Origin of the sequence: Dechloromonas sp. CZR5 (assembly GCF_008711155.1) — a bacterium.
GTDB lineage: Bacteria > Pseudomonadota > Gammaproteobacteria > Burkholderiales > Rhodocyclaceae > Azonexus.
Window position 1 is genome coordinate 497,636 of record NZ_VUYQ01000001.1, and the last position, 25,513, is coordinate 523,148.

The following is a 25,513-nucleotide window of genomic DNA, read 5'->3' on the forward strand; positions in this document are numbered from 1 at the left end:
CCGCCCTTGTTGTTTTCGATAAGACTTGCTCAGTCGCGTTCGCCCGTGAAGGCCATGATCAACTGCAGCAGGCTGACGAAAACGTTGTAAATGTCCAGATAGACCGCCAGCGTTGCGCTGACGTAGTTGGTTTCGCCGCCTTGGACGATGCGGCTGATGTCGTAGAGAATGTAGGCCGAGAAAATACCCACGGCCGCTACGGCAATGGTCAGCGACAGCGCCGGAATCTGGAAGAAGATGTTGGCGACGGCTGCCAGCAGGATCAGGATCATGCCGGCAAACAGGAATTTGCCCATGCCCGTGAAGTCACGCTTGCTGACGGCAGCAATCGAAGAGAGGGTGAAGAAGATCGCGCCCGTGCCGCCGGCTGCCATCGCAATCATCGAGGCACCGTTGGAGAAACCCAGCGCGAACTGCAGGATGCGCGACAGCATCAATCCCATGAAGAAGGTGAAGCCCAGCAGCAAGGCGACACCGAGGCCGCTGTTCTTGTTGCGCTCGATTCCCCACATGAAGCCGAAGGCGACGCCGAGAAAAAGCATGAAGGAAATCAGCGGACTGCCGGCAAAGAAGCTGAACCCCATCTGGATGCCGACCATCGCGCCGAGGACTGTCGGGATCATCGAGAGCCCGAGCAACATGTAAGTGTTACGCAGGACACGGTTTTGTCCGAGCGCAATTTCGGGCGAACTCTGGCGGGCGATATCGAAATTGGTGTTCATGCAGGACATCTCCTTTATATGGTTTCGTCAAAGGTTAAGACTAACGGACTGGGCGATAAGTTTCAACGCCCTATGTTCGCCGGAAATGCACCCCCTCGCGACTGTGCTATCATGCGCGCCGCCAGGGTCTGTGGCAGAGCGGTTGAATGCACCGGTCTTGAAAACCGGCGTGCTGAAAAGCATCGTGAGTTCGAATCTCACCGGACCCGCCAGGCGCCCCTTTATTCAGAGTCTCAGAAAGTCTCCGACTTCAGTCGAGCGCGCCATGGTATCGGCGTAACCCAGATCAATGAGCGCCTGGGTGTATGGTTTCTCGAAGAGCAGGTAGCTGGTGAGCGTTCCATTGCGCCGGCTCATTCCCCCGATTCCGCCAAGCATCATCTTCATTGCCCAGGGCAAGGCCTTGGCGTGCTCGGATGCAAAGCGTTCCAGGCGTTCGGATGGCGAAATGATCAGTGAATCAATGGGACGGAGCGGAATATCGCTCTCCGCCCTGATCTCGGGGGGGATGGCATTCAAGGTGCGGTTGATGCGCTGCATGCGCTCGATGTCTACCGCCAGGCTGTCCAGGAAGATTGTGGACAGGGCGTGGCCGGCTATTTGTGCCAGCGAGGGGTGGCTATCGACGCGTCGTCTATCCTGGTGTTCGTTTTTGCGCCCGGCGCCGACGATCAGGATACGCTCGGCGCCTAGATGAATGGCTGGAGATATCGGGGCCAGCTGGCGCATCGATCCGTCGCCAAAATACTCGCGATGTATCTTGGTCGCCGGAAAGATGAAGGGGATGGCACTGGATGCCAGCAGGTGGTCCACCGTGATTTGCGCCCGGATTCCGATGCGTTGTACCCGGCGCCATGGTTCGGCGCTCGGGTGGCCCTGAAAGAAATTGATGTTGTCGCCGGATTCATAGCCGGAGGCCGAGACGCTGACGGCGTGCAGGGCGCCTTTGGCAATGGCATGCTCGATACCGCGGAAATCGAGATGCTGGCTCAGCAGTTGGCGCAGTGGTGCGTTATCGAGCAGCGAGCGCGGTGGGTTGTGGAACAACCAGCCCATGGTCAGGGTGGAGAGCCAGCGTACCGCGGAGCGCCCGATGCCGATCGGGTCGGCGCGGTAGATGTGATCGGCATGCATGCTCCGCCAGAAGGTGGCGAGGACCGAGGCGGCCTTGCTGAAATTGTCGGCGAGGCAGGCGATGCTGACCACGTTGATGGCGCCCGCCGACGTGCCGCAGAGAATGGGGAAGGGGTTGTGCCTTCGATTGCTCGATAGCTTGGCAATGGCGAGCAATACGCCGACCTGATAGGCCGCGCGGGCGCCGCCTCCGGTCAGGACGAGCGCGGTTTTGCCGCTCGTCGTTCCTGGTTGCGAAGTCATGCTGCTACCCCTGCCTTGGGCTGGGCGTCCGTAATCCTGCGGTTGTTGCCGATCTTTTGCCGCATGTCCCCTCCGGAGTCACCTGTCATGCAGATGCTGCTTTTCAGGCAGTATAGAGGGGGTGCCGCGTTGACTCAATCGGCTGCTGTGCGCAGCGCATCGGCCCAGCAGTTGGGGGTTTCGTAAAGTCTGACCTGCTCGAGGCGCAAGTGATTGCCGTAGGTGTCGCGATAGACGGTGTCGAGTCGATCGAACGCCAGTCGCGCCAGATTCTCGGCAGTCGGGACGCGATCGAGGATAACGGTCTTGTGTCCGGGTAGTGTGGCCAGGAAGTCGACAATGGCCTTGTCGCCGGCAAAGGCAAGGAATGCGTGATCCCATTCGTCAACCAGGTATTGCTTGGCCAGGTCCTTGACCTGAGAAAAATCCATCACCATTCCATTCGCGGCATCGCCCGCCTTGTTGATGATGTTGCCGGAAAGCGTGATTTCAATGACGTAGCGGTGTCCGTGCAGGTGGCGGCACTGGCTTTTGTGATCGGGGATGCGGTGCCCGGCATCGAATTCGAGGCGGCGGGTAATCAACATGGTGTATTGCTCGACAAGGCGGTCGCGGATTATACAATGCGCCATGCTTACAACCGATGATCACCGCCGCGACAGCGCCGGCCTGCTTTACGTCTACCCTGTCGTGTCGCGACGTGCCGGCGGGGTGTCGATCGGCATCAATCTAAATCCCAACAATGCCTGCAACTGGGCCTGCCTGTATTGCCAGGTCGAGAACCTGACGCGGGGCGGGCCGCCGCCAATCGATCTGGGGCGCCTGGAACGGGAGTTGGCCTCTCTGCTTCACGATGTATTGCACGGCGATTTCATGATCCGGAACGTGCCGCAGGAGTCGAGGCGATTGATGGATGTGGCTTTCTCGGGCAATGGCGAGCCGACAAGTGCCGCCGAATTTGCCGATACGATCGCTTGTGTGGGAGGGGTATTGGATCGTTTCGGGTTGAAGGGCCAGCTGCCGGTTCGGCTCATCACCAACGGCAGCCTGCTGCATCGTCCGGCGGTGCAGTCAGGAATTTCCCGGCTTGCCGGATATGGCGGCGAAGTTTGGTTCAAAATTGACCGGGGATTGGCGTTTGAGATCGAGGAGATCAACGGTATTCCGGGCAATACGGAGCGGGTTTTGAAAAATCTGCAGCTTTGTGCAGATCTGGCGCCAACCTGGGTGCAGACGTGTTGGTTCGCTCTGGATGGTTGCGCGCCCTCTGCCGAGTCGCGGCTAGCCTACTGCGACTTGCTGCGCAAGGTATCCGGTAAATTGCAGGGGGTGCATCTCTACGGTCTGGCCAGGCCGTCAATGCAGCCTGCTGCGTCGCGCCTCAAGGCGTTGCCGGCCGAGGAGCTGGCTGAATGGGGTTGTCAGATAGAAAAAGAAACGGGCATCCGGGTCAGTGTTTCTCCGTGATGCCCGTCGGTTCTGGTCAAGCCCTGTCACCGGGAAAAATCAGGCGGCTTTCTTGGCGTGGCTGCGCGCCGATTTCTTCAGCGACTTGAACAGTTCCGGTTCCTGAGACTTCAGGTATTCGACGACTTCCCAATCTTCGCGCTTGATGGTCTTGATGTCGACCTGCTCGACATGGACCAGGCGCAGCAGTTCGCGAACCGGCTTCGGCATGTTGCGGCCGCTTTCGTAGCGGGAGCCGCCGCTCTGCGTCACACCCAGGGTCGACCAGAATTGTTGCTGGTTCAGGCCGAGCTTGCGGCGGATTTCACGGGCATCGATCTTTTCGATTGTCTTGACGGTACTCATATTCATTCTCCATACGCTAGTGTAATCAAGTTACCCAAGCATCGTAGCGAGGTATGACTTAGGTAATATGGCGAAGTATATATATGCCTATGACGTTATGCAACCTCAAAATTGGTTAAATTTGTTAAATACGACGGTATTTTTTTGATGTTTGGCATGGTCACTGCGAGGCGGGCTGGTGTGGCGTTCTTCCGGATTTTCCGGGGATGCTCTAAGATCGGTCACGTCAATCATTCTTCATTCATGGAGAGCGCCATGCAGGTTCTGGAAATTCTTCGCGTCAAGGGCGGAACGCTGTACACGGTGACGCCGCAGCAGTCGCTGGCGTTTGCCATCGACTCCATGGCCGATCTCGATGTTGGCTCGCTGGTCGTCATGGATGGCGGTCGCATGGCGGGCATGCTGACCTTCCGCGAGGTATTGTCGGCCTTGCGCAAGAACGGCTCGGCACCGGAGGGGCTGACGGTCGGTGACGTCATGGTCAAGGACCCGGTTACGGCTTATCCGGCAATGGAAGTCAACGAGTTGCGCGGCCTGATGATCGAAAAGCGCTCGCGCTACCTGCCGGTGGTCGATGGCGGAACCCTGATGGGGGTCATCTCCTTTCTCGACGTGGCCAAGGCGGTGCTCGAGGAGCAGAGCCTGGAGAACAAGTTGCTGAAGAGCTACATCAAGAACTGGCCGGGTGAAACGCCCGCTGCCTGAGCGTTTGGCGCGTGCAGTGAAGGGCGGCCCGGGCCGCCCTTGTCGTTTGTGTGGTCCGGAAACGGTGAGAGTGGCCGACGTGATAGACTGTCGCGCTTCGAAAGCACCTATTTTTCCCCATGTCTGGCAATACATTTGGCACCCTGTTTACCGTTACCTCTTTTGGTGAATCGCACGGTCCGGCCATCGGCTGCGTTGTCGATGGTTGCCCCCCGGGGCTGGCGCTGTGCGAGGCCGATATCCAGGCCGAGCTGGACCGGCGCAAGCCCGGTACCTCGCGTCATGTCACGCAGCGCCGCGAGCCGGATACCGTGGAAATTCTTTCCGGCGTGTTCGAGGGCAAGACGACGGGGACGCCGATCGGGTTGTTGATCCGCAATCAGGATCAACGCAGCAAGGACTATGGCAACATTGCCGAGACTTTCCGTCCGGGGCATGCCGACTATACCTACACGCAGAAATACGGCTTCCGCGATTATCGCGGCGGCGGTCGCTCCTCGGCGCGTGAAACGGCCGTGCGCGTAGCGGCCGGGGCGATTGCCCGAAAGTGGCTGAACGAGCGTCATGGTGTGGCGATACGGGGTTGGATGTCGGCCCTGGGGCCGCTCGATATTCCGTTCGTTTCGGCCGACGACATCGATGGCAACGCCTTCTTTGCCCCGAATGCGGCCATCGTGCCTGAGCTTGAAAACTACATGGATAACCTGCGCAAGTCGCTCGATTCCGTCGGGGCAAGGATAACCGTGACCGCCACCGGTGTTCCGCCCGGCTGGGGCGAACCGGTGTTTGACCGGCTGGATGCCGACATTGCCTACGCGATGATGGGTATCAACGCTGTCAAGGGAGTCGAGATCGGTGCCGGGTTTGCATCGGTTGCGCAGAAGGGTAGCGAGCATGGCGACGAGATGACGCCGCAGGGGTTCGCCAGCAACCATGCGGGCGGCGTGCTCGGCGGAATTTCCACGGGGCAGCAGATTGTCGTCAACATGGCGATCAAGCCGACCTCCTCGATAGCGCAGCCGCGTCGTTCGGTGGACGCTCACGGGAATCTCGTCGAAGTGGCGACCCAGGGGCGTCACGATCCCTGTGTGGGCATTCGTGCGACGCCCATTGCCGAGGCGATGCTTGCTCTGGTGCTGATGGATCATGCCTTGCGGCATCGTGCCCAATGTGCTGATGTCGTCTGTGCAACGCCGCGCATTCCCGGGGAAATCGCGTAAAATCTTCAATCATTTGCCGCCCTTGAGGCGGGTTTGTCGTTACAGGGGGAAGCATGCAAGTCGATCACCACGATCTCCATCACGATTTTCCGGAATTTCACGATGCAATCCATGCGCTGAAGACCGGCAATGCCCACTTTGCCAAGCTGTTTGCCACCTATAACCGGCTGACCGGCAAGGTGGAGGATCTGGAAGAGCACGACATGCCCGTTGCGGACTTCACGATGGAAGACATGAAGAAGCAGCGCGTCAAGCTCAAGGATGAGCTCTACCACATGCTGCTGGCCTTCCGCGCCGGCCAGCAATCCGTCAAGGCCTGATTCGGCCTTCGCCCGCTCATGCATCCGGTAAAATCGCCGGATGCATTCCTTGCCTTACTGGCGCCTCTCGGGCTATTACTTTTTCTACTTCGCCTTCATCGGCGCATTTTCGCCCTATTTCGGGCTCTACCTCCAGTCGTTGAGCTTCTCGGCGTGGGATATCGGGCTGCTGATGTCGCAGATGCAGCTGATGCGCCTGTTCGGGCCGAATCTTTGGGGGTGGCTGGCTGACCGTTTTGGTCGGCGCCTGTTCATCATTCGCTTGGCGGGAGTGATCGGGTTGGCCGGGTTTACGGCCTTTTTCTGGCTCGACCGCTTGCCTGGCATGCTGCTCGCGATGGCGGTGCTTGCCTTCTTCTGGAGCGCCGCGCTGCCACTGGTCGAGACGCTGACATTCGATCATTTGCGCGAGGAGCGCGGTAGCTACAGTCGTATCCGCTTGTGGGGCTCGGTGGGTTTCATCGTCGCCGTCATGGCCACTGGCGCCTTGCTGGACTGGACATCGGCAGTCAGCGTGCTATGGGTCTGCTGGACGATTCTGCTCGGCATACTGGGTTATGCGCTGACCTTGCCCGAGTCGCCACCGGTGATCCATGCCCGTGAAACGCAGCCGATCGGCGACATTCTCCGCCAGCCGCGGGTGATGGCCCTGATGGCGGCCTGTTTCGCCATGTCGGCGGCGCATGGTGCGTTTTACGTCTTCTACTCCATCCACCTCGATGCGCACGGGTACAGCAAGACGGAGGTCGGGCTGCTCTGGTCGCTCGGTGTGCTGGCTGAGATCGTCGTGTTCATGTTCATGGCGCGCCTGTCGAATCGTTATTCGCTCAGGAGCATCCTGCTCGCCTGTTTCGCCGCTGCCGTCTTGCGCTTTCTGATGATGGGCTGGGGTGTCGAATCGGTATCGATCATGATCCTGGTGCAACTGCTGCATGGGCTGACCTTCGGGGCTTACCATGCTTCCGCGATTGCCGCCGTCAATCAATGGTTCCCCGGCAAGGTTCAGGGGCGGGGGCAGGCCTTGTATTCGAGCCTGTCATTCGGTGCGGGCGGTTTGCTGGGTGCCTTGATCAGTGGGCGGACCTGGGATTGGCTGGGCTCCGGCTGGACGTTTACGCTGGGCGCCCTGTTTGCGCTGGCAGGCTGGTTCCTGATTTGGGGCTGGGTCAGGGACCGCCCGGCCGCGTTGCCTTCCGCAAGGGAAAAATCGACGCATCCTGTGCAATAATCCAAGGTTTTACGGCCAACTTTTCCTTCCATGCCGAAGACACTTTACGACAAGCTCTGGGAGAACCATGTTGTCCATCAGGAAGCGGATGGCACGGCACTTCTCTACATCGATCGTCACCTGGTTCATGAAGTGACCAGCCCGCAGGCCTTCGAGGGCCTGAAACTGGCCGGTCGCAAACCGTGGCGCGTTTCGTCCATCGTCTCGACGCCGGACCACAATACACCGACCGATCACTGGGACGAAGGGATCAAGGATCCGATTTCCCGTCAGCAGGTCGAGACGCTGGACGCCAATATTCGCGAAGTCGGCGCGCTGGCCTATTTCCCGTTCAAGGACCCGCGCATGGGTATCCTTCATGTGGTCGGCCCGGAAAACGGCGCCACGCTCCCCGGGATGACCGTGGTGTGCGGCGATTCGCATACCTCGACGCACGGTGCTTTCGCCTGTATGGCGCATGGCATCGGTACCTCGGAAGTCGAGCACGTGCTGGCCACGCAATGCCTGCTGCAGAAGCGTTCGAAGACCATGCTGGTTGCCGTTGAGGGCAGGCTGGGCAAGGGCGTGACCGCCAAGGATGTCGCACTGGCCATCATCGGCACCATCGGTACGGCCGGTGGCACGGGCTACGCCATCGAATACGGCGGCAGCGCCATCCGCAGCCTGAGCATGGAAGGTCGCATGACCCTGTGCAACATGGCCATCGAGGGAGGCGCCCGTCTCGGTTTCGTGGCGGTTGACGACACGACCATCGATTACCTCAAGGGCCGCCCCTTCTCGCCGACCGGCGAAACCTGGGATCGGGCCGTGGCTCACTGGCGCACCCTGCACTCCGATGCCGGCGCGCAGTTCGACCGCGTGGTTACGCTGAAGGCTGAAGACATTCGCCCGCAGGTGACCTGGGGAACCTCGCCCGAAATGGTCGTTCCGGTTGATGCCGCCGTTCCCGATCCGGCCAAGGAAACCGATCCGGTCAAGCGCGAAGGCATGGAGCGGGCGCTGCAATACATGGGCTTGAACCCGAATACCCCGATCGACCAGATCGCCATCGACAAGGTTTTCATCGGTTCGTGCACCAATTCCCGAATCGAGGATTTGCGCGAGGCTGCCTCGGTGCTCAAGGGGCGTCATATCGCAGCCAACGTCAAGCTGGCGCTGGCGGTTCCGGGTTCGGGTCTGGTCAAGCGCCAGGCCGAGGCCGAGGGGCTGGACAAGGTTTTCCTGGCCGCCGGTTTCGAGTGGCGCGAGCCGGGTTGCTCGATGTGCCTGGCGATGAACGCCGATCGACTGGAGCCGGGCGAGCGTTGTGCCTCGACGTCGAACCGCAACTTCGAAGGCCGTCAGGGTCCGGGCGGGCGCACGCACCTGGTCAGTCCGGCGATGGCTGCCGCTGCTGCGATTGCCGGTCGTTTTGCCGATGTTCGTGAGGTCTTGTAAGCGATGGGCCGCATGCGTTTCTTGTTGATTGCAATGCTGGTAGCGGTGTCGGCTGCCTGCAACACGGCGCAAGGCGTCAAGAAGGATGTCGTGATCGGTGCCGAAAAAACTGGCGAAGCCCTGCACAAGGGCGGAGAGGCAGTTGGCGAGGCCTTGCAGAAGACGGGTGAAGCCGTTGGCGGAGCCCTCAAGAAAGGTGGCGAAGCCGTTCAGAAGGTGGTGGATTAATGGATAAGTTTGTTCGTTTGGAAGGCCTGGTGGCGCCGCTCGACCGCAGCAACGTCGATACGGATGCGATCATTCCGAAGCAGTTTCTCAAGTCGATCAAGCGTTCCGGCTTCGGCCCGAATGCCTTCGATGAGTGGCGTTACATGGATGTCGGCCAGCCGGGGCAAGACAATTCGCAACGGCCGAAAAATCCGAATTTCGTGTTGAACCAGCCGCGTTATCAGGGTGCCGAGATCTTGCTCACCCGCGCCAACTTCGGCTGCGGCAGTTCGCGCGAGCATGCGCCCTGGGCCTTGCTCGACTATGGTTTCAAGGCCATCGTCGCCGAGTCGTTCGCCGATATCTTCTTCAATAACTGCTTCAAGAACGGCATCCTGCCCATCGTGCTGCCATCTCCGGAAATCGAAACGCTGGTCCAGCAGGTCGAGGCAACGGCGGGCTACAAGCTGGTGGTCGATCTGTCTGCTCAGACGGTGGTTCGCCCGGATGGCCACGGCGTTTCCTTCCAGATCGACGCCTTCCGCAAGGAATGCCTGTTGAATGGCTGGGACGATATCGGCCTGACCCTGCGGCATGCCGAAAAGATTCGTGAATTCGAGGCCAAGCGCCGTGTCGAACAGCCGTGGCTGTTCTCCTGATAAGGAAGAGAGATGAAGATTTGTGTTTTGCCGGGTGACGGCATCGGTCCGGAGATCATGGCGGAAGCCGTTCGTGTCCTGAAGGCGCTGGATCTCAAGTTCGAACTTGAAGAAGGGCTGATTGGCGGCGGTGCCGTGGATGCAACCGGTACGCCCTATCCCGACGCAACGAAAAAACTGGCGGCTGAAGCCGATGCTATCCTGCTCGGTGCCGTCGGTGGCCCGAAATGGGACGTGCTGGCGCGCGAACTGCGCCCGGAGCGCGGTCTGCTCGGTATTCGCAAGGACCTGGCCCTGTTCGCCAACCTGCGCCCGGCGATCCTCTATCCCGAACTGGCCAATGCCTCGACCCTGAAGCCGGAAGTGGTGGCCGGCCTGGACATCCTGATCGTCCGCGAACTGACCGGCGACATCTATTTCGGCCAGCCGCGCGGCATTCGTGAGGAAAACGGCGAGCGCGTCGGCTTCAACACCATGGTGTACAGCGAGTCCGAAGTGCGCCGTATCGGCCATGTCGCCTTCCAGGCCGCCCAGAAGCGCAACAAGAAGCTGTGCTCGGTGGACAAGATGAACGTGCTGGAAACAACGCAGCTCTGGCGCGACGTGATGATCGAAGTGAGCAAGGACTATCCGGATGTCGAACTCAGCCACATGCTGGTCGACAACGCGGCGATGCAACTGGTGCGTGCCCCGAAGCAATTCGACGTGATGGTCACCGGCAACATGTTCGGCGACATCCTGTCCGATGAAGCCTCCATGCTGACCGGCTCGATCGGGATGCTGCCTTCCGCCTCGCTGGATGCCAACAACAAGGGCATGTACGAGCCGTCGCACGGTTCGGCGCCGGATATCGCCGGCAAGGGTGTGGCCAATCCGCTGGCCACCATCCTGTCGGTCGCCATGATGTTGCGTTACACCTTCAATCTGGAAGAGCAGGCTGTGCGCATCGAAAACGCCGTCAAGAAGGTACTCGCCCAGGGGTATCGCACCGGCGACATCTACGAGCGCGGGACCAACAAGGTCGGTACCAGGGAAATGGGCGATGCCGTGCTGGCAGCGCTGGCGTAAACCGAATGGCGCATTCGTGCGTTAATCAAAGGTTAAATTCGGAGAGAAAGTCATGAAGAAGGTTGGTCTGGTCGGTTGGCGTGGCATGGTCGGTTCCGTGCTGATGCAGCGTATGGTCGAAGAGGGCGATTTTGCCCATATCGATCCGGTCTATTTCTCTACCTCGGCGGCAGGCGGCAAGGCCCCGTCGTTCGGTGGCAAGGAAGCTTCTCTGCCGCTGCAGGATGCCTCCAATATCGACGCCCTGAAGGCGTGCGAGATCATCATCACCTGCCAAGGGGGCGACTACACCAAGGAAGTCTTCCCCAAGCTGCGCGCTGCCGGCTGGAACGGCCATTGGATCGACGCCGCGTCGGCGCTGCGCATGGCTGAGGATGCCGTGATCATCCTCGATCCGGTCAACATGAACGTGATCAAGGACTCGCTGGCCAAGGGCGGCAAGAACTGGGTCGGCGGCAACTGCACCGTTTCCCTGATGCTGATGGGTCTGGGTGGTCTGTTCCAGAACGATCTGGTCGAATGGGCAACCTCGATGACTTATCAGGCCGCTTCCGGTGCCGGCGCGCAAAACATGCGCGAGCTGATCTCGCAGATGGGCGTCATTCACGATTCCGTCAAGGATCTGCTGGCCGATCCGGCATCCGCCATTCTCGACATCGACCGCAAGGTGGCTGAAACCATTCGTTCGGATGCCTTCCCGAAGAAGAACTTCCGCAACACCCCGCTGGCTGGTTCGCTGATTCCGTGGATCGACGTGCCGGTCGAAAACGGTCAGTCCAAGGAGGAGTGGAAGGGTGGCGCCGAATGTAACAAGATTCTCGGTCGTCCGGCCTTCCGTTCGCCGGGTTCCATCCCTATCGACGGCCTGTGCGTTCGCATCGGTGCCATGCGCTGCCACAGCCAGGCCCTGACCATCAAGCTGAAGAAGGATGTGCCGCTGGATGAAATCAGCGACATGCTGGCCAAGGCCAATCAGTGGGCCAAGGTCGTGCCAAACGATCGCGAAATCTCTGAGCGTGAACTGACTCCGGCGGCCGTGACCGGTACGTTGACCGTTCCGGTTGGCCGTCTGCACAAGATGGCGATGGGTCCGGAATATCTGGCAGCGTTCACCTGCGGCGACCAATTGCTGTGGGGAGCGGCCGAGCCGCTGCGCCGCATGCTGCGCATCCTGCTCGACGCCTGATTATTTTATTTTTGCAATAAAAACCGGGGTTGATCCCCGGTTTTTTTATTTGTTGGGAATATGCAAAAGTCGGTAGATTAGAAGCGGGATTAGCTTGCATTGCTAAGTCCATGATGTTAATTTGAAAGTCCCAAATTCCACCTCAGGGTTTCGCTGTGACCGAAACTAAACACACCCAATTCAAGAAGCGCGCCGTGGCGCTTGCCGTCGCGTCGTGTTTGTCGTTCGTGCCGTTGATTTCCCAGGCTGCCGGGCTCGGGAAACTGACCGTTCTGTCAGGGCTGGGGCAGCCTTTGCGAGCCGAACTGGATATCGGTGCGACGAAGGATGAATTGGCCGGAATGAGTGCGCGGCTGGCACCGCAGGATGCCTTCAGGCAAGCCGGCGTGGACTTCGCCAGCGTACTGCTTGATCTGCGGTTTGCGGTCGAAAAGCGCCCCAATGGGCAGGCAGTCGTCAAGGTCTCGTCGTTGAAGCCCATCAATGAGCCCTTCCTGGATTTTCTTGTCGAGTTGAACTGGCCTGCCGGTCGTCTGGTTCGCGAATACACCTTCCTCCTCGACCCGCCGGAGATTGCAGCGAAGCAAACGTCGCGTCCGGTAGCCGAGGCGCGTATCGTTGAAACGGTCCGTGGAGGCGGTGTCGCAGAGGAGCGTCAGGCTCCGTCCAAGGCTGCGCCGCGTCCGGCCCCGGCTCCGAAGGTCGCTGCCGAGCCGAAGCCCAAGGCGGAAAGCAGCAACACTCGCCTCGTCGAAAGCGGCGATACGCTGCGCAAGATTGCGGATGAAACCAGGCACGATGGGGTGACGCTAGAGCAGATGCTGGTCGGTTTGTTCCAAAGCAACCAGGATGCGTTCATCGGTAAGAATGTGAACCGCCTCAAGGCGGGCGCCATTCTGAATATTCCCGAAAAATCTGCCGTGGAGTCAGTTTCTCCTGTCGAGGCACGCAAGATTTATGTGGCTCAGACAAGCGATTGGAACAACTATCGCCAGAAGCTGGCTGCCAGCACGGCCAAGACGCCTGCCAGTGCCGATGAGGGTGGAGCCCAGTCGAGTTCGGGCAAGATCACCGCCAAGGTCGAAGAGAAGACGGCGCCTGCGGAGCAAGGGAAGGATCAGCTGAAGGTTGCCCGTACCGACGCGGCCGCCAAGGGTGGGGCTTCCGCCAAGGCCGCCGAGACGGCGGAGCAGGTAGCGCGCGACAAGGCTCTGAAGGATGCGCAGGAGCGCATGGCGCTCCTCGAAAAGAATGTCGGCGAGTTGCAGAAGCTGCTGGAAATGAAGAACCAGAAGCTTGCCGAATTGCAGCAACCGCCGAAGAAGGAAGAGCCGAAACCGGTTGAGCAGCCGAAGCCGGCGCCGAGGCTTGAAGAGCCGCCCAAGCCAGTCGAAGCCCCCAAACCTGTCGAACCGCCGAAGCCGGTTGAGCCACCGAAAGCCGAAGAGCCGAAGCCCGTCGAAGCACCGATACCCGTGGAGGCAAAACCGGCTGAGGCAGCAAAGCCGGTTGAGCCACCGAAGGCCGTGACGCCGCCGGCTCCTGCCCCGCTAGAGGAGCCGGGGGTCATGGATTCCCTGATGGAGGATCCGCTGCAGCTGGTCGGCGGTGGTGGTGTGCTGGCCTTGCTGGCGGCCTATTTCGTGGCGCGTCGCCGGCGTACCCAGGGAGCATCGGTTGAAACGACCGCGGCGCCGATGCCGTCGAGCCTTGGTCCGAATTCTGTCTTCCGCATGACTGGCGGGCAAAGCGTTGATACCGGCAATACGCCGCCGCAGACTGGCGATTTCAGCCAGACCGGACCGGGAACGATCGATACCGACGAGGTCGATCCGGTCGCAGAAGCCGACGTCTACATGGCCTATGGGCGCGATACCCAGGCTGAGGAAATCCTGCTTGAGGCCTTGCAGAAGGATCCTCAGCGCACGGCGATCCATGCCAAGCTTCTGGAGATTTATGCCAATCGGCGCAGCCTGAAGCAATTCGAGACGCTTGCCAGCGAACTCTATGCTCAGACCGCCGGTGTCGGGCCGGATTGGGAGAAGGTAGCCCTGCTGGGCGCTGCGCTTGATCCCGGCAATCCGCTTTACGGTGGTTCGCCATCGCCGGCTGCTGCCGTCGACAGCCTGCTATCCGAGCCGAGTGCCGTTTCCGAATCCCCCTCCTTGCCGGAGTCTTTTGCCGCTGAGCCGGTTGTCGAAGTGGAAGCGCAGTCCGATGTTTCGCCGGATATGCCCGTTGAAGAACCGTCCGCGCCGCTTCCCGATATTGGATTTGCCGATGGTGTCGAGCGGGATACCATGGTCCTTTCCAAGGAGCCAAGCGAGCCCAGCCAGACGAGCGAAGCGGACTCCCCTGCCGATATTCCGGCTAACAATGTGGATGGGATGACCCTTGACTTTGATCTGGGCGAGGCCACCGTTGCACCGGAGTTCAGCGAATCCAGCGAAACCCAGGCGGAAGATGCCGCACTTCAGGGTGGCGATGCGCTCGATTTCGATCTGGCTGCGGAGGTTGGTGAGCCGGAGCCGCAGGTTCAGCGTGTGGAACCCGAGCCGCTTGCGCTAACCCAGGAAGCATTGCCTGCAGATTCCGGAGCTATTGATTTCGATCTGAACATTCCGGAAGAGCCTTTGCTGGAGCAGTCGGATGGCGACGCCCCGGCGCCTGATTTCTCGCCGGAAGGAACGCTGGTGATGCCTTCGGCTTCCGTATCCGAGGACTTCGATGTCGGCCTGGGGACCTGGGTTGGCGTCGAGGGGCAGGGGGTTTCTGTCGATACGTCGGAATCCGCCGATCCATCTTCGGTGCCTTCGTTGACGAGTACCGTTGTCAATTCGCTGGCCGGTACGGATACCTTCGTCGGGGGTGAAGATCTGCTGAATTTTGGTCGCGAGAGCTCGCCGGAAAGTCTGACCAGTACGGTTGTGAATCCGGGCATGGTTGATAGCGATGCACTGGAGTTCGACGTCAAACTGAGCGAGTCCGTCTTCCTGGGTGAACCGATGACGCCTCCGGAGTTCGATATCGGATCGATCAATCTCGATTTGTCCGCCCAGCCAGAAGCGGTTCAGGTACCTGAACCGCAGGTCGTTCCGGCTGCCGAACCCGCCGCTCCGTCGTTCGATGCAGCGCCGGTACAGGATGCGCAGTGGGAGGAGGTCAATACCAAGCTCGATCTGGCCAAGGCCTACGAGGAAATGGGAGACCTTGAGGGAGCCCGGGAGCTTTTGCAGGAGGTAGTCAGCGAAGGGCCGGTGGACCTGGTCGAGCAGGCAAAGACCATTCTCGCCCGCATAGCCGGGTAGAATTCGGGTTTGCGAATGGCACATGGCCCCGCAAGGGGCCTTGTGCATTTTTGGGGCTGAATTTGCATCCATCCTGTGCGTTGATCGTCTGGCTGGCCGCTGTTATCGGCGTGCAGTTCGCCGGCTATGCCGGCCTGGCGCTGCTGGCCGTAGCGGCATTGGCATTGGCGCCGCGCAGCGTGTATCGCTGGATGGCTTATGTGCGCCGGGCCAGATGGTTGCTGCTGACGCTATGGCTGATCCTGGCCTACAACGCACCGGGAGAGGCATGGCTGGACAATCCCTGGGCGCCGACCTACGAAGGGATGGCCGAAGCGGGATTGCAGGCGGTTCGCCTGTTGGTCATGCTCCTCTGGCTGGCCTGGCTGTTCACCGCTCAGGGGCGGGACGGGATGGTCAGCGGCTTGTGGGGTCTGTTTCGTCCCTGGGGCAGGTTCGGCATCAAGGCCGACCGCCTGGTCGTTCGCCTGTCGCTGGTTCTCGACAACCTGCAGTCTTCCCGGGAAAAAGGGGCCTGGCGACGCATGTTGCTGACCGGCGGGTACGATACCGACGGACCGGCCAGCCTCGGTTTGCTTGTCGTTCCATGGGCGCCCCGGGATACCCTGGCGGTGCTCGGGTGCATTGCGGGATTAGCCGGAGTATGGGTGTTGTGAGAGTAGCTCTTGGGGTTGAATACTGCGGCACGAATTTTCGCGGCTGGCAGAGCCAGGCCGGTGGCGGGACCGTGCAGGATGCGCTGGAACGAGCCTTGCAGCAGATCGCCGGGCTGCCGGTCGGTGTGCTCTGCGCCGGGCGCACCGATGCCGGGGTGCACGCCACGCAGCAGGTCGTTCATTTCGACACCGATGTCGAACGGCCGTTGACTGCCTGGGTGCGCGGCGTCAATTCGAATTTGCCGGATGGCGTGGCGGTGCGCTGGGCCAAACCGGTGAGCGACGAATTTCACGCCCGGTTCAGCGCCCGTGGCCGCCGTTACCGTTACCTGTTGCTCAACCGGGCGCAGCGACCGGGTTTGTGGCAGGGCCGGTTGGGCTGGTTCCATCTGCCGCTCGATGTTGCTGCCATGCAGCAGGCGGCCGCCCGCCTGCTCGGTGAGCATGATTTCTCGGCTTTCCGGGCGGCCGAATGCCAGGCCAAGTCGCCGGTGAAGACGATGACCCAGGCCACGGTCCGTCAGTTTGGCAACATGATCGTCTTCGACTTCGAGGCCAGTGCCTTCCTGCATCATATGGTGCGCAACCTGGTCGGAACCCTGGTTCATATCGGCAAAGGCGCCCAGGCGGTCGGCTGGGTCGACGAATTGCTGGGCATGAAAGACCGCAAGCTGGCAGCGCCGACCTTTTCACCCGACGGCTTGTACTTTCGCGGCCCGGTTTATGAGGCGCAGTGGGGTTTGCCGGACCCGGCGGACGATTTTCTCGATGGAATACTGATATGAGAACCCGCATCAAAATTTGCGGCCTGACCCGCGAAACGGATGTCGATGCGGCCGTGGCCGCGGGCGCCGATGCCATCGGCTTCGTTCTGTACCCGCCCAGTCCGCGCTATGTGACGCCACAAAGGGCAGCCGAGCTGGCGCGTCGGATACCGCCCTTTGTCGATGTCGTCGGCCTCTTCGTCAACGAGGCGCCGGCTGTCGTACAGGCCGCCTGCGATAGCCTGCCCATCAACCTATTGCAGTTCCATGGCGACGAGGATGCCGACTATTGCCGCCAGTTTTCAAGACCTTGGCTACGGGCGGCACGGGTGAGGCCGGGGCTTGATCTGGTAGAATTCGCCCGCTCGTTTTCCGAAGCCCGGGGTTTGCTGCTTGATGCCTTTGTCGAAGGGTACGGCGGCGGTGGCCACGTCTTCGACTGGACGCTGATTCCGCCCGGTTTGCCCGGTCATCTGGTGCTTTCCGGCGGCTTGAACGCGGACAACGTCGGTGATGCCATCCGGCGCGTGCGGCCGGTAGCGGTCGATGTGTCGTCGGGGGTGGAAACGGGCAAGGGCATCAAGGATCACGCAAAAATCGCTGCCTTCGTGGCGGCTGTACGGAAAGCCGATGAGTCAATATAACTTCCCAGACGCCAAGGGCCATTTCGGTCCCTACGGTGGTGTATTCGTCGCCGAGACGCTGTTCGGTGCGCTCGACGAACTGAAGGCAGCCTATGCCGCGGCGCAGGCCGACCCGGTCTTCCGCGCCGAGTACGAGTACGAGCTGAAGCATTTCGTCGGCCGTCCGTCGCCGATCTATCACGCCAAGCGCTGGTCCGATCTGCTCGGTGGCGCGCAGATCTACCTCAAGCGCGAGGACCTGAACCACACCGGCGCCCACAAGGTGAACAACTGCATCGGTCAGGCCATGCTGGCCAAGCGCATGGGCAAGCCGCGCGTCATCGCCGAAACCGGCGCCGGCCAGCACGGCGTGGCGACTGCTACGGTGGCGGCCCGCTACGGCATGGAATGCGTGGTGTACATGGGCAGCGAGGACGTCAAGCGCCAGGCCGCCAACGTCTATCGCATGAAGCTTCTCGGCGCCACGGTGGTGCCGGTGGAAAGCGGCTCGAAAACCCTGAAGGATGCGCTCAATGAAGCGATGCGCGACTGGGTCACCAACATCCACAATACGTTCTACATCATCGGTACGGTTGCCGGTCCGCATCCTTACCCGATGCTGGTCCGCGATTTCCAGAAGATCATCGGCGAGGAATGCCTGACGCAAATGCCGGAAATGGCCGGACGCCAGCCGGATGCGGTGATCGCTGCCGTCGGCGGCGGTTCCAACGCGATGGGTATTTTCTATCCCTACATCGATGTCGAGGGGGTGCGCCTGATCGGTGTCGAGGCCGCCGGTTCCGGCATCGAGACCGGACTGCACGCAGCCTCGCTGACGGCCGGCGTGCCGGGCGTATTGCACGGCAACCGCACCTATCTGCTGCAGGACGAGGACGGTCAGATCATCGAAACGCATTCGGTGTCCGCCGGCCTGGACTATCCGGGTGTCGGTCCGGAGCATGCGTGGCTGAAGGATATCGGCCGTGCCGAATACCAGCCGATTTCCGATGCGGAGGCGCTGGAAGCCTTCCACAACCTGTGTCGTCTGGAGGGCATCATTCCGGCACTCGAGTCCAGCCATGCCTTGGCCTACGCTGCCAAATTGGCGCCGACGCTGGGCAAGGACAAGATTCTGCTGGTCAACCTCTCCGGTCGGGGTGACAAGGACATGCATACCGTGGCCGAAAAATCCGGGATTGTCTTCTGATGTCGCGCATTCAAAAAGCTTTCGAACGCCTGAATGGCGAGGGCCGCAAGGCGCTGATTCCTTTCATCACCGCGGGTGATCCGAGCGCAGACCTGACCGTGCCACTGATGCATGCCCTGGTCGAAGCCGGCGCCGACGTGATCGAACTGGGCGTCCCGTTCTCCGATCCGATGGCTGACGGCCCGACTATCCAGCGCGCTTCCGAGCGGGCTCTGGCGCGTGGCATGACGCTGCGCAAGGTTCTGCAACTGGTGACCACCTTCCGCACGCTGGATGACAAGACGCCGGTGGTGCTGATGGGTTACGCCAACCCGATCGAAGCCATGGGGCTGGAGCGTTTTGCTGAAAAGGCAGCCCAGTCGGGCGTTGACGGGGTGCTGGTCGTGGACTACCCGCCGGAAGAGGCGGAAGGCTTTGGTGCCGCGATGAAGGCGCATGGCCTCGATCCGATCTTCCTGATTGCACCGACCTCCAGCCAGGAACGCATTGCCCAAGTGGCGACGATTGCCAGCGGTTATGTCTATTACGTGTCGCTGGCCGGGGTGACCGGTTCCGGCGCACTGAACGTCGATGCGGTGGCCGAGAAACTCCCAGCCATTCGTGAGAAGACCGGCTTGCCGGTCGGCGTCGGTTTCGGCATTCGCGATGCTGCGACGGCCTCCCGTATCGCAGTCTTTGCCGATGCCGTCGTTGTCGGCAGCCGAATTATCGAAGAAATTGAAAAATCGACCGCAGAAACCGCCTGCGCCAACGTCAAGGCGTTGGTGGCGGATATCCGTCGCGGTGTGGATGAGGTGAAAAAATGAGCTGGCTGACCAAACTGCTGCCCCCGAAGATCAAGCGCGAGCAAGGCACGCAGCGCCGCGGCAACCTGCCGGAGGGGCTGTGGAGTAAGTGCCCGTCGTGCGAGGCGGTGCTTTACGCGACCGATCTGGAAAACAACATGCAGGTCTGCCCCAAGTGCGGGCACCACAATCGTCTGAATTCCCGCCAGCGTCTCGACATGCTGCTCGACACCGAAGGCCGTTTCGAAATCGGCGCCGAGGTGGTGCCGGTCGACAGCCTGAAGTTCAAGGACTCCAAGAAATACCCGGAACGCCTGATGGAAGCCAACGAGGCTACCGGTGAAAGCGATTCGCTGGTTGTCCTGCAAGGGGCCATCAAGACCATACCGGTCGTGGCGGCCGCTTTCGAATTCGAGTTCATGGGCGGTTCCATGGGGTCCGTGCTCGGCGAGCGTTTTGTGCGCGGCGTGCAGAATGCCGTCGAGCAGAAGATGCCCTTCATCTGCATCACCGCTTCCGGCGGCGCCCGCATGCAGGAAGGCCTGTTCTCGCTGATGCAGATGGCCAAGACCACGGCGGCGCTGACCAAGCTGTCGGAGGCCGGTCTGCCGTTCATTTCCATCCTGACGGACCCGACCATGGGCGGTGTTTCCGCTTCCTTCGCTTTCGTCGGTGACGTGGTGATCGCCGAACCCAAGGCGCTGATCGGTTTTGCCGGCCCGCGCGTCATCGAGCAAACGGTGCGCGAGAAGCTGCCGGAAGGCTTCCAGCGTTCCGAGTTCATTCTCGAAAAGGGGGCCATCGACATGATTGTCGACCGCCGCGACATGCGCGACCAGGTTGCCCGCGCGTTGGCCCTTCTGCAAAAACTGCCGGCTGCCGCTTGAAAACACTCGAAGGCTGGTTGCAGCATCTCGAAGGCCTGCACCCCAAAGGGCAGGCCGGTATCGAACTGGGGCTGGATCGCATCCGCCTCGTCAAGGAAGCGCTCGGGCAGGTTCAGCACTGCCCGGTGATCATCGTCGGCGGTACGAACGGCAAGGGGTCGACCTGCGCCTATCTCGCCAACATCATCGATCGCGCCGGCTACCGTGTGGGGTGCTACACCTCGCCGCACCTGATGGCCTACAACGAGCGTGTTCGTCTCAACGACCAACCGGCCAGCGATGCGGCGCTCTGCGCGGCATTCGAGCGGGTCGAGGCGGCACGCCAGAGGGCCGGCGAGGTTGCGCTGACCTATTTCGAGTTCGGCACGCTGGCCGCCTGGGAAGTATTTGCCGAAGCCAAGGTCGAGGCGGCCATTCTTGAGGTTGGCCTGGGCGGGCGGCTGGATGCCGTCAATGCCTACGAGCCAGACGTTTCCATCGTCACCACCGTGGCGCTGGACCACACCGACTGGCTGGGGCCGGACCGCGAATCGATCGGCTTCGAGAAAGCCGGGATTTATCGTGCCGGCAAGCCGGCTTTCTGTGCCGACCCGAACCCGCCGCAGCGCCTGCTCGATCATGCGACGTCCGTCGGCGCCGACCTGCGTCTGATCGGGCGCGACTTCGGCTTCGAGCGGCCGGCGGCGGAAAGCGGTGAGAACCGGCTGCAATGGCGCTGGTGGTGTCGTGCCGGCGAGCAAGTGATCAAACGCGCGCTGGCTTATCCCGGTCTGCGCGGACCGACACAGCTGTTCAACGCCGCCGTCGTGCTGGCCGCGCTGGAAGCCATTTCGGACAAGTTGCCGGTGACCATGCAGGCTATTCGTCCGGGCCTGATCGAGACCGAGTTGTCTGGCCGTTTCCAGGTTGTTCCGGGCAAACCGGCGATCGTGCTCGATGTCGGGCACAACCCGCAGGCAGTCAAGGTGCTGGCCGACAACCTCTCGGGCATGGGATTCTTCGATCGTACGCTGGCCGTGGTCGGCATGCTGAGCGACAAGGATATCGCCGGGGCGCTGGCGCCGCTCAAAGGCAAGGTCGATGTCTGGCACGTTGCGACCCTTGGCGGCGTGCGCGGAACGCCGGCCGACAAGCTGGCCGGTATCCTTGTTTCCTCCGGGCTGGGCGGGGAGATCCACTGCCACGCTTCACCTCGGGAAGCAATGCAGGCGGCCAAGGGGCAAGCCTCTGAAAGTGATAGAATTCTGGTCTTTGGATCCTTCCACACGGTAGCCGGTGCGCTTGAGGCGCTCGGGAAAAAAGCCTGATCATGGACGACAACGACGCACAGCTGCACCTCAAGAAACGCGCCCGCCGACGTCTGGTCGGAGCGATTTTCTTCGTTTCGGTTGTCGCCATGGTGTTGCCGATGGTGATGGATCACGAGCCGCGTCAGGCCGTACAGGATGTCGAGATTCGTATTCCGGGGCAGGACGAGAAGCCTTTTGCGCCCAAGTTTGCGGTTGCACCGGTTGAAAAGGCGCCGGAAAAAGCTCCCGAACCTCCCATCGTCATGCCTTCCGACAAGGCCGTGCCGCCAGCGCCCGAGGTGAAGGCGCCTGTCGACCAGGCCGCCAAGCCGACAGCCCGTGTGCTGGAGGTGGTCAAGGATGCCAAGGGGCCGGAAAAACCGGCAGACAAACCGGTCGAAAAACCAGCCGCGAAACCTGAGAAGGCCCCCGAGAAGCCGGTCGCCAAGCCGAACGACAAGCCAGCCGATAAGCCCAAGGGGGATGATGCCAAGCGTGCAGCTGCCATCCTGGCCGGCCAGTCAGTCGATGCCAAGTCTGCCGACAGCAAGGCGGCGGCGAAAGGCGGAGAATTTCTGGTGCTGATCGGGGCATTTTCCAACGAAGCCAATGTCAAAAGCCTGAAGGACAAGCTGTCGGAGCAAGGCATCAAAACTTTCAGCGAGCCGCTGGACACGCCGCAGGGCAGGAAAACCCGCGTTCGTGCCGGTCCCTTCCCGAATCGTGAAGCGGCGGAGAAGGCGCTGGAGAAGATGCGTCGCATCGGCGTTTCCGGAGTCGTTTCAGCCAAGCCATGACCGGATTCGACTACGTTGCCTTGGGCATCGTCGGCGTCTCCTTGATCTTTGGTCTGTGGCGGGGCGTGGTCGGCGAGATTATTGCGCTGCTTGCCTGGATTCTGGCAATTGTCGCGGCGGTGGAGTTTGGTGCCACGGTTGGAACGTCCGTGTTCACAGGCTTGTCTGATCCGGCACTGCGGACGCTGGCCGGTTGCGTAGTGATTTTTGTTGGGGTGCTGGTGGTCATGGCGTTGTTCAGGATGTTGGTCGGCAGCATGGTCAAGGCCTTGGGGCTGTCCGTCTCCGATCGCATTCTCGGCATGCTCTTCGGTTTGGCGCGCGGTGTGCTGGTGTGCATGGTGCTGGTCGGTCTCGGCGGCATGACTTCGGCGCCAACCCAACCCTGGTGGCGGCAGGCAACGCTGTCGGCACCTCTGGAAACAGCCGTCCTGGCAACCAGGTCCTGGTTGCCGGACGATTTGGCAAAACGAATTCGATTTAGCTAGGCAGGAAAAAAATATGTGCGGGATTCTCGGTGTAATGGCGACAACGCCGGTCAATCAGCTGCTTTACGACGGCTTGATGGTGCTCCAGCACCGCGGCCAGGATGCAGCAGGCATTGCAACGGCGGAAGGCAATACCTTCCACCTGCACAAGGGGCCGGGGCTGGTGCGCGACGTCTTCCGCACCCGCAACATGCGCGCCCTGCCGGGCAACTGGGGCATCGGCCACGTCCGCTACCCGACGGCCGGTTCGGCCTACAATTTTGCCGAAGCACAGCCTTTCTACGTCAATTCGCCCTTCGGCCTCGTCCTCGGTCACAACGGCAACCTGACCAACGCCGAGCAGCTCAAGGAAGAAATGTTCCGGATGGACCGCCGGCACATCAACACCAATTCCGACTCGGAAGTCCTGCTCAACGTACTGGCGCACGAGCTGCAGTCGGCGGCGCACGGCTACGAGCTGGATGTCGACAGCATTTTCCAGGCCGTCGCCGGCGTGCATCGTCGTTGCCGCGGCGCCTACGCCGTGGTTGTGCTGATTGCCGGTTACGGACTGCTCGCCTTCCGCGATCCGCACGGTATCCGCCCGCTGATCTATGGTCAGAATGAAACGCCGCAAGGCATGGAATACCTGGTGTCCTCCGAGTCGGTCGCCCTCGATACCCTGGGTTTCCAGATGGTTCGCGACATCGAGCCGGGCGAGGCCATCTTCATCGATCTCAACCATCAGCTGCATGCCCGTCAGTGCGCGCAACAGCCGATGTACGCCCCGTGTATCTTCGAATACGTCTATCTGGCCCGCCCGGATACCGTGATCGACGGCGTGTCCGTTTATGAAGCCCGCCTGGCCATGGGCGAACTGCTGGCCGAGAAGGTCAAGAAGCAGATTCCGGTCGAGGAAATCGATGTCGTCATCCCGATTCCCGATTCCAGTCGCCCGTCGGCCATGCAACTGGCGCAGGTGCTGGGTATCCCGTTCCGCGAGGGCTTCGTCAAGAACCGCTACGTCGGTCGCACCTTCATCATGCCGGGTCAGGCCATGCGCAAGAAGTCGGTGCGTCAGAAGCTCAACACCGTCGGCCAGGAATTCAAGGGCAAGCGTGTCTTGCTTGTTGACGACTCCATCGTGCGCGGTACGACCAGCCACGAGATCGTCGAAATGGCGCGCGCTGCCGGCGCGGTCAAGGTGTACTTCGCTTCCGCAGCCCCTCCGGTGCGTTTCCCGAACGTGTACGGCATCGACATGCCGACCCGTGCCGAACTGATCGCCACCGGCCGGACCGATGCCCAGATCGCTGCCGAAATCGGTGCCGATGCGCTGGTCTATCAGGATATCGAGGCGTTGAAACAGTCGATCACCAACCTGCGTTCCGACCTGACGGTATTCGATGCCTCCTGCTTCGACGGGTGCTACATCACCGGCGACATCGACAGCTATTACCTCGATGCCGTCGAAGGCAAGCGCAGCGGCAAGCCGGCCAAGAGCGACGACGATGCCGATGGTCGCTCCTCCGAGCAGATGGTGCTCGGCCTGAGCAATGGCGGGCAGGAATAATGCCTAAATTTGACGCTACCTCGGGCTATCGTCCGGAGACGCTGGCCGTGCGTGCCGGGCAGGAACGCAGCCAGTTCGGCGAGCATGCCGAGGCCCTGTACCTGACCTCCAGCTTCGTCTTCCAAAGCGCCGCGCAGGCTGCCAAGCGTTTCTCCGGCGAGGAAGAGGGCAATGTCTATGCCCGTTTCTCCAACCCGACCGTGACCATGTTCGAAGAGCGCCTCGCCGCGCTCGAAGGCGCCGAGGACTGCGTGGCGACGGCCAGCGGCATGTCGGCGATCATGGCCGCTGTGTTGGCGCATCTCAAGCAGGGCGATCACATCGTCGCCTCGAACAGCCTGTTCGGTGCCACGGTACAGCTGTTCAACAACATTCTGTCGCGCACCGGCATCACGACGACCTTCGTGTCGCATACCGATCCGGCCGCCTGGGAAGCGGCGATCCGTCCGGAAACCAAGCTATTTTTCCTGGAAACGCCGTCCAATCCACTGACCGAGATTGCCGACATCCGCGCCCTGGCCGCCATCGCCCACGCCAGGGGCATCCTGGTTGCCGTCGATAACTGCTTCTGCACGCCTATCCTGCAAAAGCCGCTGGAACTGGGCGCCGATCTGGTCATCCATTCGGCGACCAAGTACATCGACGGCCAGGGGCGCGTCCTCGGTGGCGCCGTGTGCGGCCCGAAGAAGCTGACCGAGGAGGTCTTCAAATACCTGCGCACGGCCGGCCCGACGCTGTCTGCCTTCAATGCCTGGGTGCTGCTCAAGGGGCTGGAAACCCTCAAGCTGCGCGTCGAGGCGCAGGCCGCCAATGCCGCCCGGCTGGCTGTCTGGCTGGAAGCCCACCCGAAAGTGGCGCGCGTGTTTTACCCCGGCCTGCCTTCGCATCCGCAACACGAACTGGCCAAGGCACAGCAGAAAAACGGGGGGGGCATCGTCTCCTTCGAAGTCAAGGGCGGGCGCGAGCAGGCGTGGACCGTCGTCGATCACTGCCAGCTGTTGTCCATCACCGCCAACCTCGGCGATACCAAGACTACCATCACCCATCCCGCCTCCACCACGCATGGCCGCATCAGTCCGGAAGCCCGGGCTGCGGCCGGCATCAACGAAGGCCTGCTGCGCGTCGCAGTCGGCCTCGAAGCGGTGGAAGACCTGCAGGCCGACCTTGAGCGCGGCTTCTCTCTGATCTGATTCATGCGCGGCGCCCGGCTCCGGCC

Annotated in this window: 26 protein-coding genes and 1 tRNA gene; 23 read left to right on the forward strand and 4 right to left on the reverse strand. The window is 61.3% G+C overall.

Going from position 1 to position 25,513, the window contains the following annotated elements; all coding sequences use genetic code 11:
• Window positions 1–29 precede the first annotated feature (29 nt).
• Window positions 30–722, reverse strand: a complete 693-nt coding sequence (locus F1002_RS02450) for a Bax inhibitor-1/YccA family protein (protein ID WP_150427435.1) — start codon at window positions 720–722, stop codon at window positions 30–32.
• Between the two features lie 124 nt (window positions 723–846).
• Here F1002_RS02450 and F1002_RS02455 point away from each other — a divergent pair.
• Window positions 847–934: transfer RNA gene (locus F1002_RS02455), tRNA-Ser, on the forward strand.
• Window positions 935–947: 13 nt separating this feature from the next.
• Here F1002_RS02455 and F1002_RS02460 read toward each other — a convergent pair.
• Both F1002_RS02460 and queD read right to left on the reverse strand, forming a co-directional pair.
• Window positions 948–2,099: a patatin-like phospholipase family protein gene (locus F1002_RS02460; protein WP_150427436.1), complete on the reverse strand. Its 1,152-nt coding sequence runs from the start codon at window positions 2,097–2,099 to the stop codon at window positions 948–950.
• 134 nt (window positions 2,100–2,233) lie between these two features.
• On the reverse strand, window positions 2,234–2,686 hold the full coding sequence (gene queD, locus F1002_RS02465) for a 6-carboxytetrahydropterin synthase QueD (protein ID WP_150427437.1): 453 nt from the start codon (window positions 2,684–2,686) through the stop codon (window positions 2,234–2,236).
• Window positions 2,687–2,729: 43 nt separating this feature from the next.
• Between queD and F1002_RS02470 the strand changes: the two genes are divergently transcribed.
• Entirely contained in the window at window positions 2,730–3,566 is an 837-nt protein-coding gene (locus F1002_RS02470) for a radical SAM protein (RefSeq protein ID WP_150427928.1), read from the forward strand.
• Window positions 3,567–3,605: 39 nt separating this feature from the next.
• Here the strand turns inward: F1002_RS02470 and F1002_RS02475 are convergent, their stop codons facing one another.
• A complete protein-coding gene (locus F1002_RS02475) occupies window positions 3,606–3,911 on the reverse strand; it encodes a DNA-binding transcriptional regulator (RefSeq protein ID WP_150427438.1) in 306 nt (101 codons plus the stop codon).
• A gap of 255 nt (window positions 3,912–4,166) precedes the next feature.
• Here F1002_RS02475 and F1002_RS02480 point away from each other — a divergent pair, with 255 nt between their 5' ends.
• The 21 genes from F1002_RS02480 (at window position 4,167) to F1002_RS02580 (ending at window position 25,487) form a co-directional block, all read left to right on the forward strand.
• Entirely contained in the window at window positions 4,167–4,616 is a 450-nt protein-coding gene (locus F1002_RS02480; protein ID WP_150427439.1) for a CBS domain-containing protein, read from the forward strand.
• A 119-nt stretch (window positions 4,617–4,735) separates the two neighbouring features.
• Window positions 4,736–5,836 carry a chorismate synthase gene (gene aroC / locus F1002_RS02485; RefSeq protein WP_150427440.1) on the forward strand — a complete coding sequence of 367 codons (1,101 nt, stop codon included), beginning with the start codon at window positions 4,736–4,738 and terminating at the stop codon, window positions 5,834–5,836.
• A gap of 53 nt (window positions 5,837–5,889) precedes the next feature.
• Window positions 5,890–6,156: a YdcH family protein gene (locus F1002_RS02490; protein WP_150427441.1), complete on the forward strand. Its 267-nt coding sequence runs from the start codon at window positions 5,890–5,892 to the stop codon at window positions 6,154–6,156.
• A 40-nt stretch (window positions 6,157–6,196) separates the two neighbouring features.
• Window positions 6,197–7,384: a major facilitator superfamily domain-containing protein 6 gene (locus F1002_RS02495; protein WP_150427442.1), complete on the forward strand. Its 1,188-nt coding sequence runs from the start codon at window positions 6,197–6,199 to the stop codon at window positions 7,382–7,384.
• A gap of 30 nt (window positions 7,385–7,414) precedes the next feature.
• Entirely contained in the window at window positions 7,415–8,821 is a 1,407-nt protein-coding gene (gene leuC, locus F1002_RS02500) for a 3-isopropylmalate dehydratase large subunit (protein WP_150427443.1), read from the forward strand.
• Between the two features lie 12 nt (window positions 8,822–8,833).
• Complete coding sequence (locus tag F1002_RS02505; protein WP_150427444.1) at window positions 8,834–9,049, forward strand: entericidin EcnAB; 216 nt, start codon at window positions 8,834–8,836, stop codon at window positions 9,047–9,049.
• Window positions 9,049–9,687 (forward strand): 3-isopropylmalate dehydratase small subunit, encoded by a 639-nt coding sequence (gene leuD / locus F1002_RS02510; protein WP_150427445.1) that lies wholly within the window; start codon window positions 9,049–9,051, stop codon window positions 9,685–9,687. Before F1002_RS02505 ends, leuD begins: the two co-directional genes overlap by 1 nt.
• A gap of 12 nt (window positions 9,688–9,699) precedes the next feature.
• A complete protein-coding gene (gene leuB, locus F1002_RS02515) occupies window positions 9,700–10,755 on the forward strand; it encodes a 3-isopropylmalate dehydrogenase (protein ID WP_150427446.1) in 1,056 nt (351 codons plus the stop codon).
• 52 nt (window positions 10,756–10,807) lie between these two features.
• On the forward strand, window positions 10,808–11,941 hold the full coding sequence (asd, locus tag F1002_RS02520; RefSeq protein ID WP_150427447.1) for an aspartate-semialdehyde dehydrogenase: 1,134 nt from the start codon (window positions 10,808–10,810) through the stop codon (window positions 11,939–11,941).
• Between the two features lie 155 nt (window positions 11,942–12,096).
• Entirely contained in the window at window positions 12,097–15,249 is a 3,153-nt protein-coding gene (locus tag F1002_RS02525; protein ID WP_150427448.1) for a FimV/HubP family polar landmark protein, read from the forward strand.
• A gap of 62 nt (window positions 15,250–15,311) precedes the next feature.
• On the forward strand, window positions 15,312–15,905 hold the full coding sequence (locus tag F1002_RS02530; protein WP_150427449.1) for a hypothetical protein: 594 nt from the start codon (window positions 15,312–15,314) through the stop codon (window positions 15,903–15,905).
• Entirely contained in the window at window positions 15,902–16,690 is a 789-nt protein-coding gene (gene truA, locus F1002_RS02535; RefSeq protein WP_150427450.1) for a tRNA pseudouridine(38-40) synthase TruA, read from the forward strand. Before F1002_RS02530 ends, truA begins: the two co-directional genes overlap by 4 nt.
• Window positions 16,687–17,313: a phosphoribosylanthranilate isomerase gene (locus tag F1002_RS02540; RefSeq protein ID WP_150427451.1), complete on the forward strand. Its 627-nt coding sequence runs from the start codon at window positions 16,687–16,689 to the stop codon at window positions 17,311–17,313. Before truA ends, F1002_RS02540 begins: the two co-directional genes overlap by 4 nt.
• Window positions 17,300–18,499 (forward strand): tryptophan synthase subunit beta, encoded by a 1,200-nt coding sequence (trpB, locus tag F1002_RS02545; RefSeq protein ID WP_150427452.1) that lies wholly within the window; start codon window positions 17,300–17,302, stop codon window positions 18,497–18,499. The genes F1002_RS02540 and trpB overlap by 14 nt, the downstream gene beginning before the upstream one ends.
• Entirely contained in the window at window positions 18,499–19,305 is an 807-nt protein-coding gene (gene trpA / locus F1002_RS02550) for a tryptophan synthase subunit alpha (protein ID WP_150427453.1), read from the forward strand. The genes trpB and trpA overlap by 1 nt, the downstream gene beginning before the upstream one ends.
• Window positions 19,302–20,171 (forward strand): acetyl-CoA carboxylase, carboxyltransferase subunit beta, encoded by an 870-nt coding sequence (accD, locus tag F1002_RS02555; RefSeq protein WP_150427454.1) that lies wholly within the window; start codon window positions 19,302–19,304, stop codon window positions 20,169–20,171. Before trpA ends, accD begins: the two co-directional genes overlap by 4 nt.
• Window positions 20,168–21,478, forward strand: coding sequence for a bifunctional tetrahydrofolate synthase/dihydrofolate synthase (gene folC, locus F1002_RS02560; protein WP_150427455.1), 1,311 nt, complete (start codon window positions 20,168–20,170; stop codon window positions 21,476–21,478). Before accD ends, folC begins: the two co-directional genes overlap by 4 nt.
• Window positions 21,479–21,480: 2 nt before the next feature.
• On the forward strand, window positions 21,481–22,257 hold the full coding sequence (locus tag F1002_RS21420; RefSeq protein ID WP_150427456.1) for an SPOR domain-containing protein: 777 nt from the start codon (window positions 21,481–21,483) through the stop codon (window positions 22,255–22,257).
• Window positions 22,254–22,745, forward strand: coding sequence for a CvpA family protein (locus F1002_RS02570; protein WP_150427457.1), 492 nt, complete (start codon window positions 22,254–22,256; stop codon window positions 22,743–22,745). The genes F1002_RS21420 and F1002_RS02570 overlap by 4 nt, the downstream gene beginning before the upstream one ends.
• Window positions 22,746–22,758: 13 nt before the next feature.
• Window positions 22,759–24,297: an amidophosphoribosyltransferase gene (gene purF / locus F1002_RS02575; protein ID WP_150427458.1), complete on the forward strand. Its 1,539-nt coding sequence runs from the start codon at window positions 22,759–22,761 to the stop codon at window positions 24,295–24,297.
• The gene (locus tag F1002_RS02580) at window positions 24,297–25,487 is read left to right on the forward strand and encodes an O-succinylhomoserine sulfhydrylase (RefSeq protein WP_150427459.1); all 1,191 of its coding nucleotides are present in this window, start codon (window positions 24,297–24,299) and stop codon (window positions 25,485–25,487) included. The genes purF and F1002_RS02580 overlap by 1 nt, the downstream gene beginning before the upstream one ends.
• Window positions 25,488–25,513 lie beyond the last annotated feature (26 nt).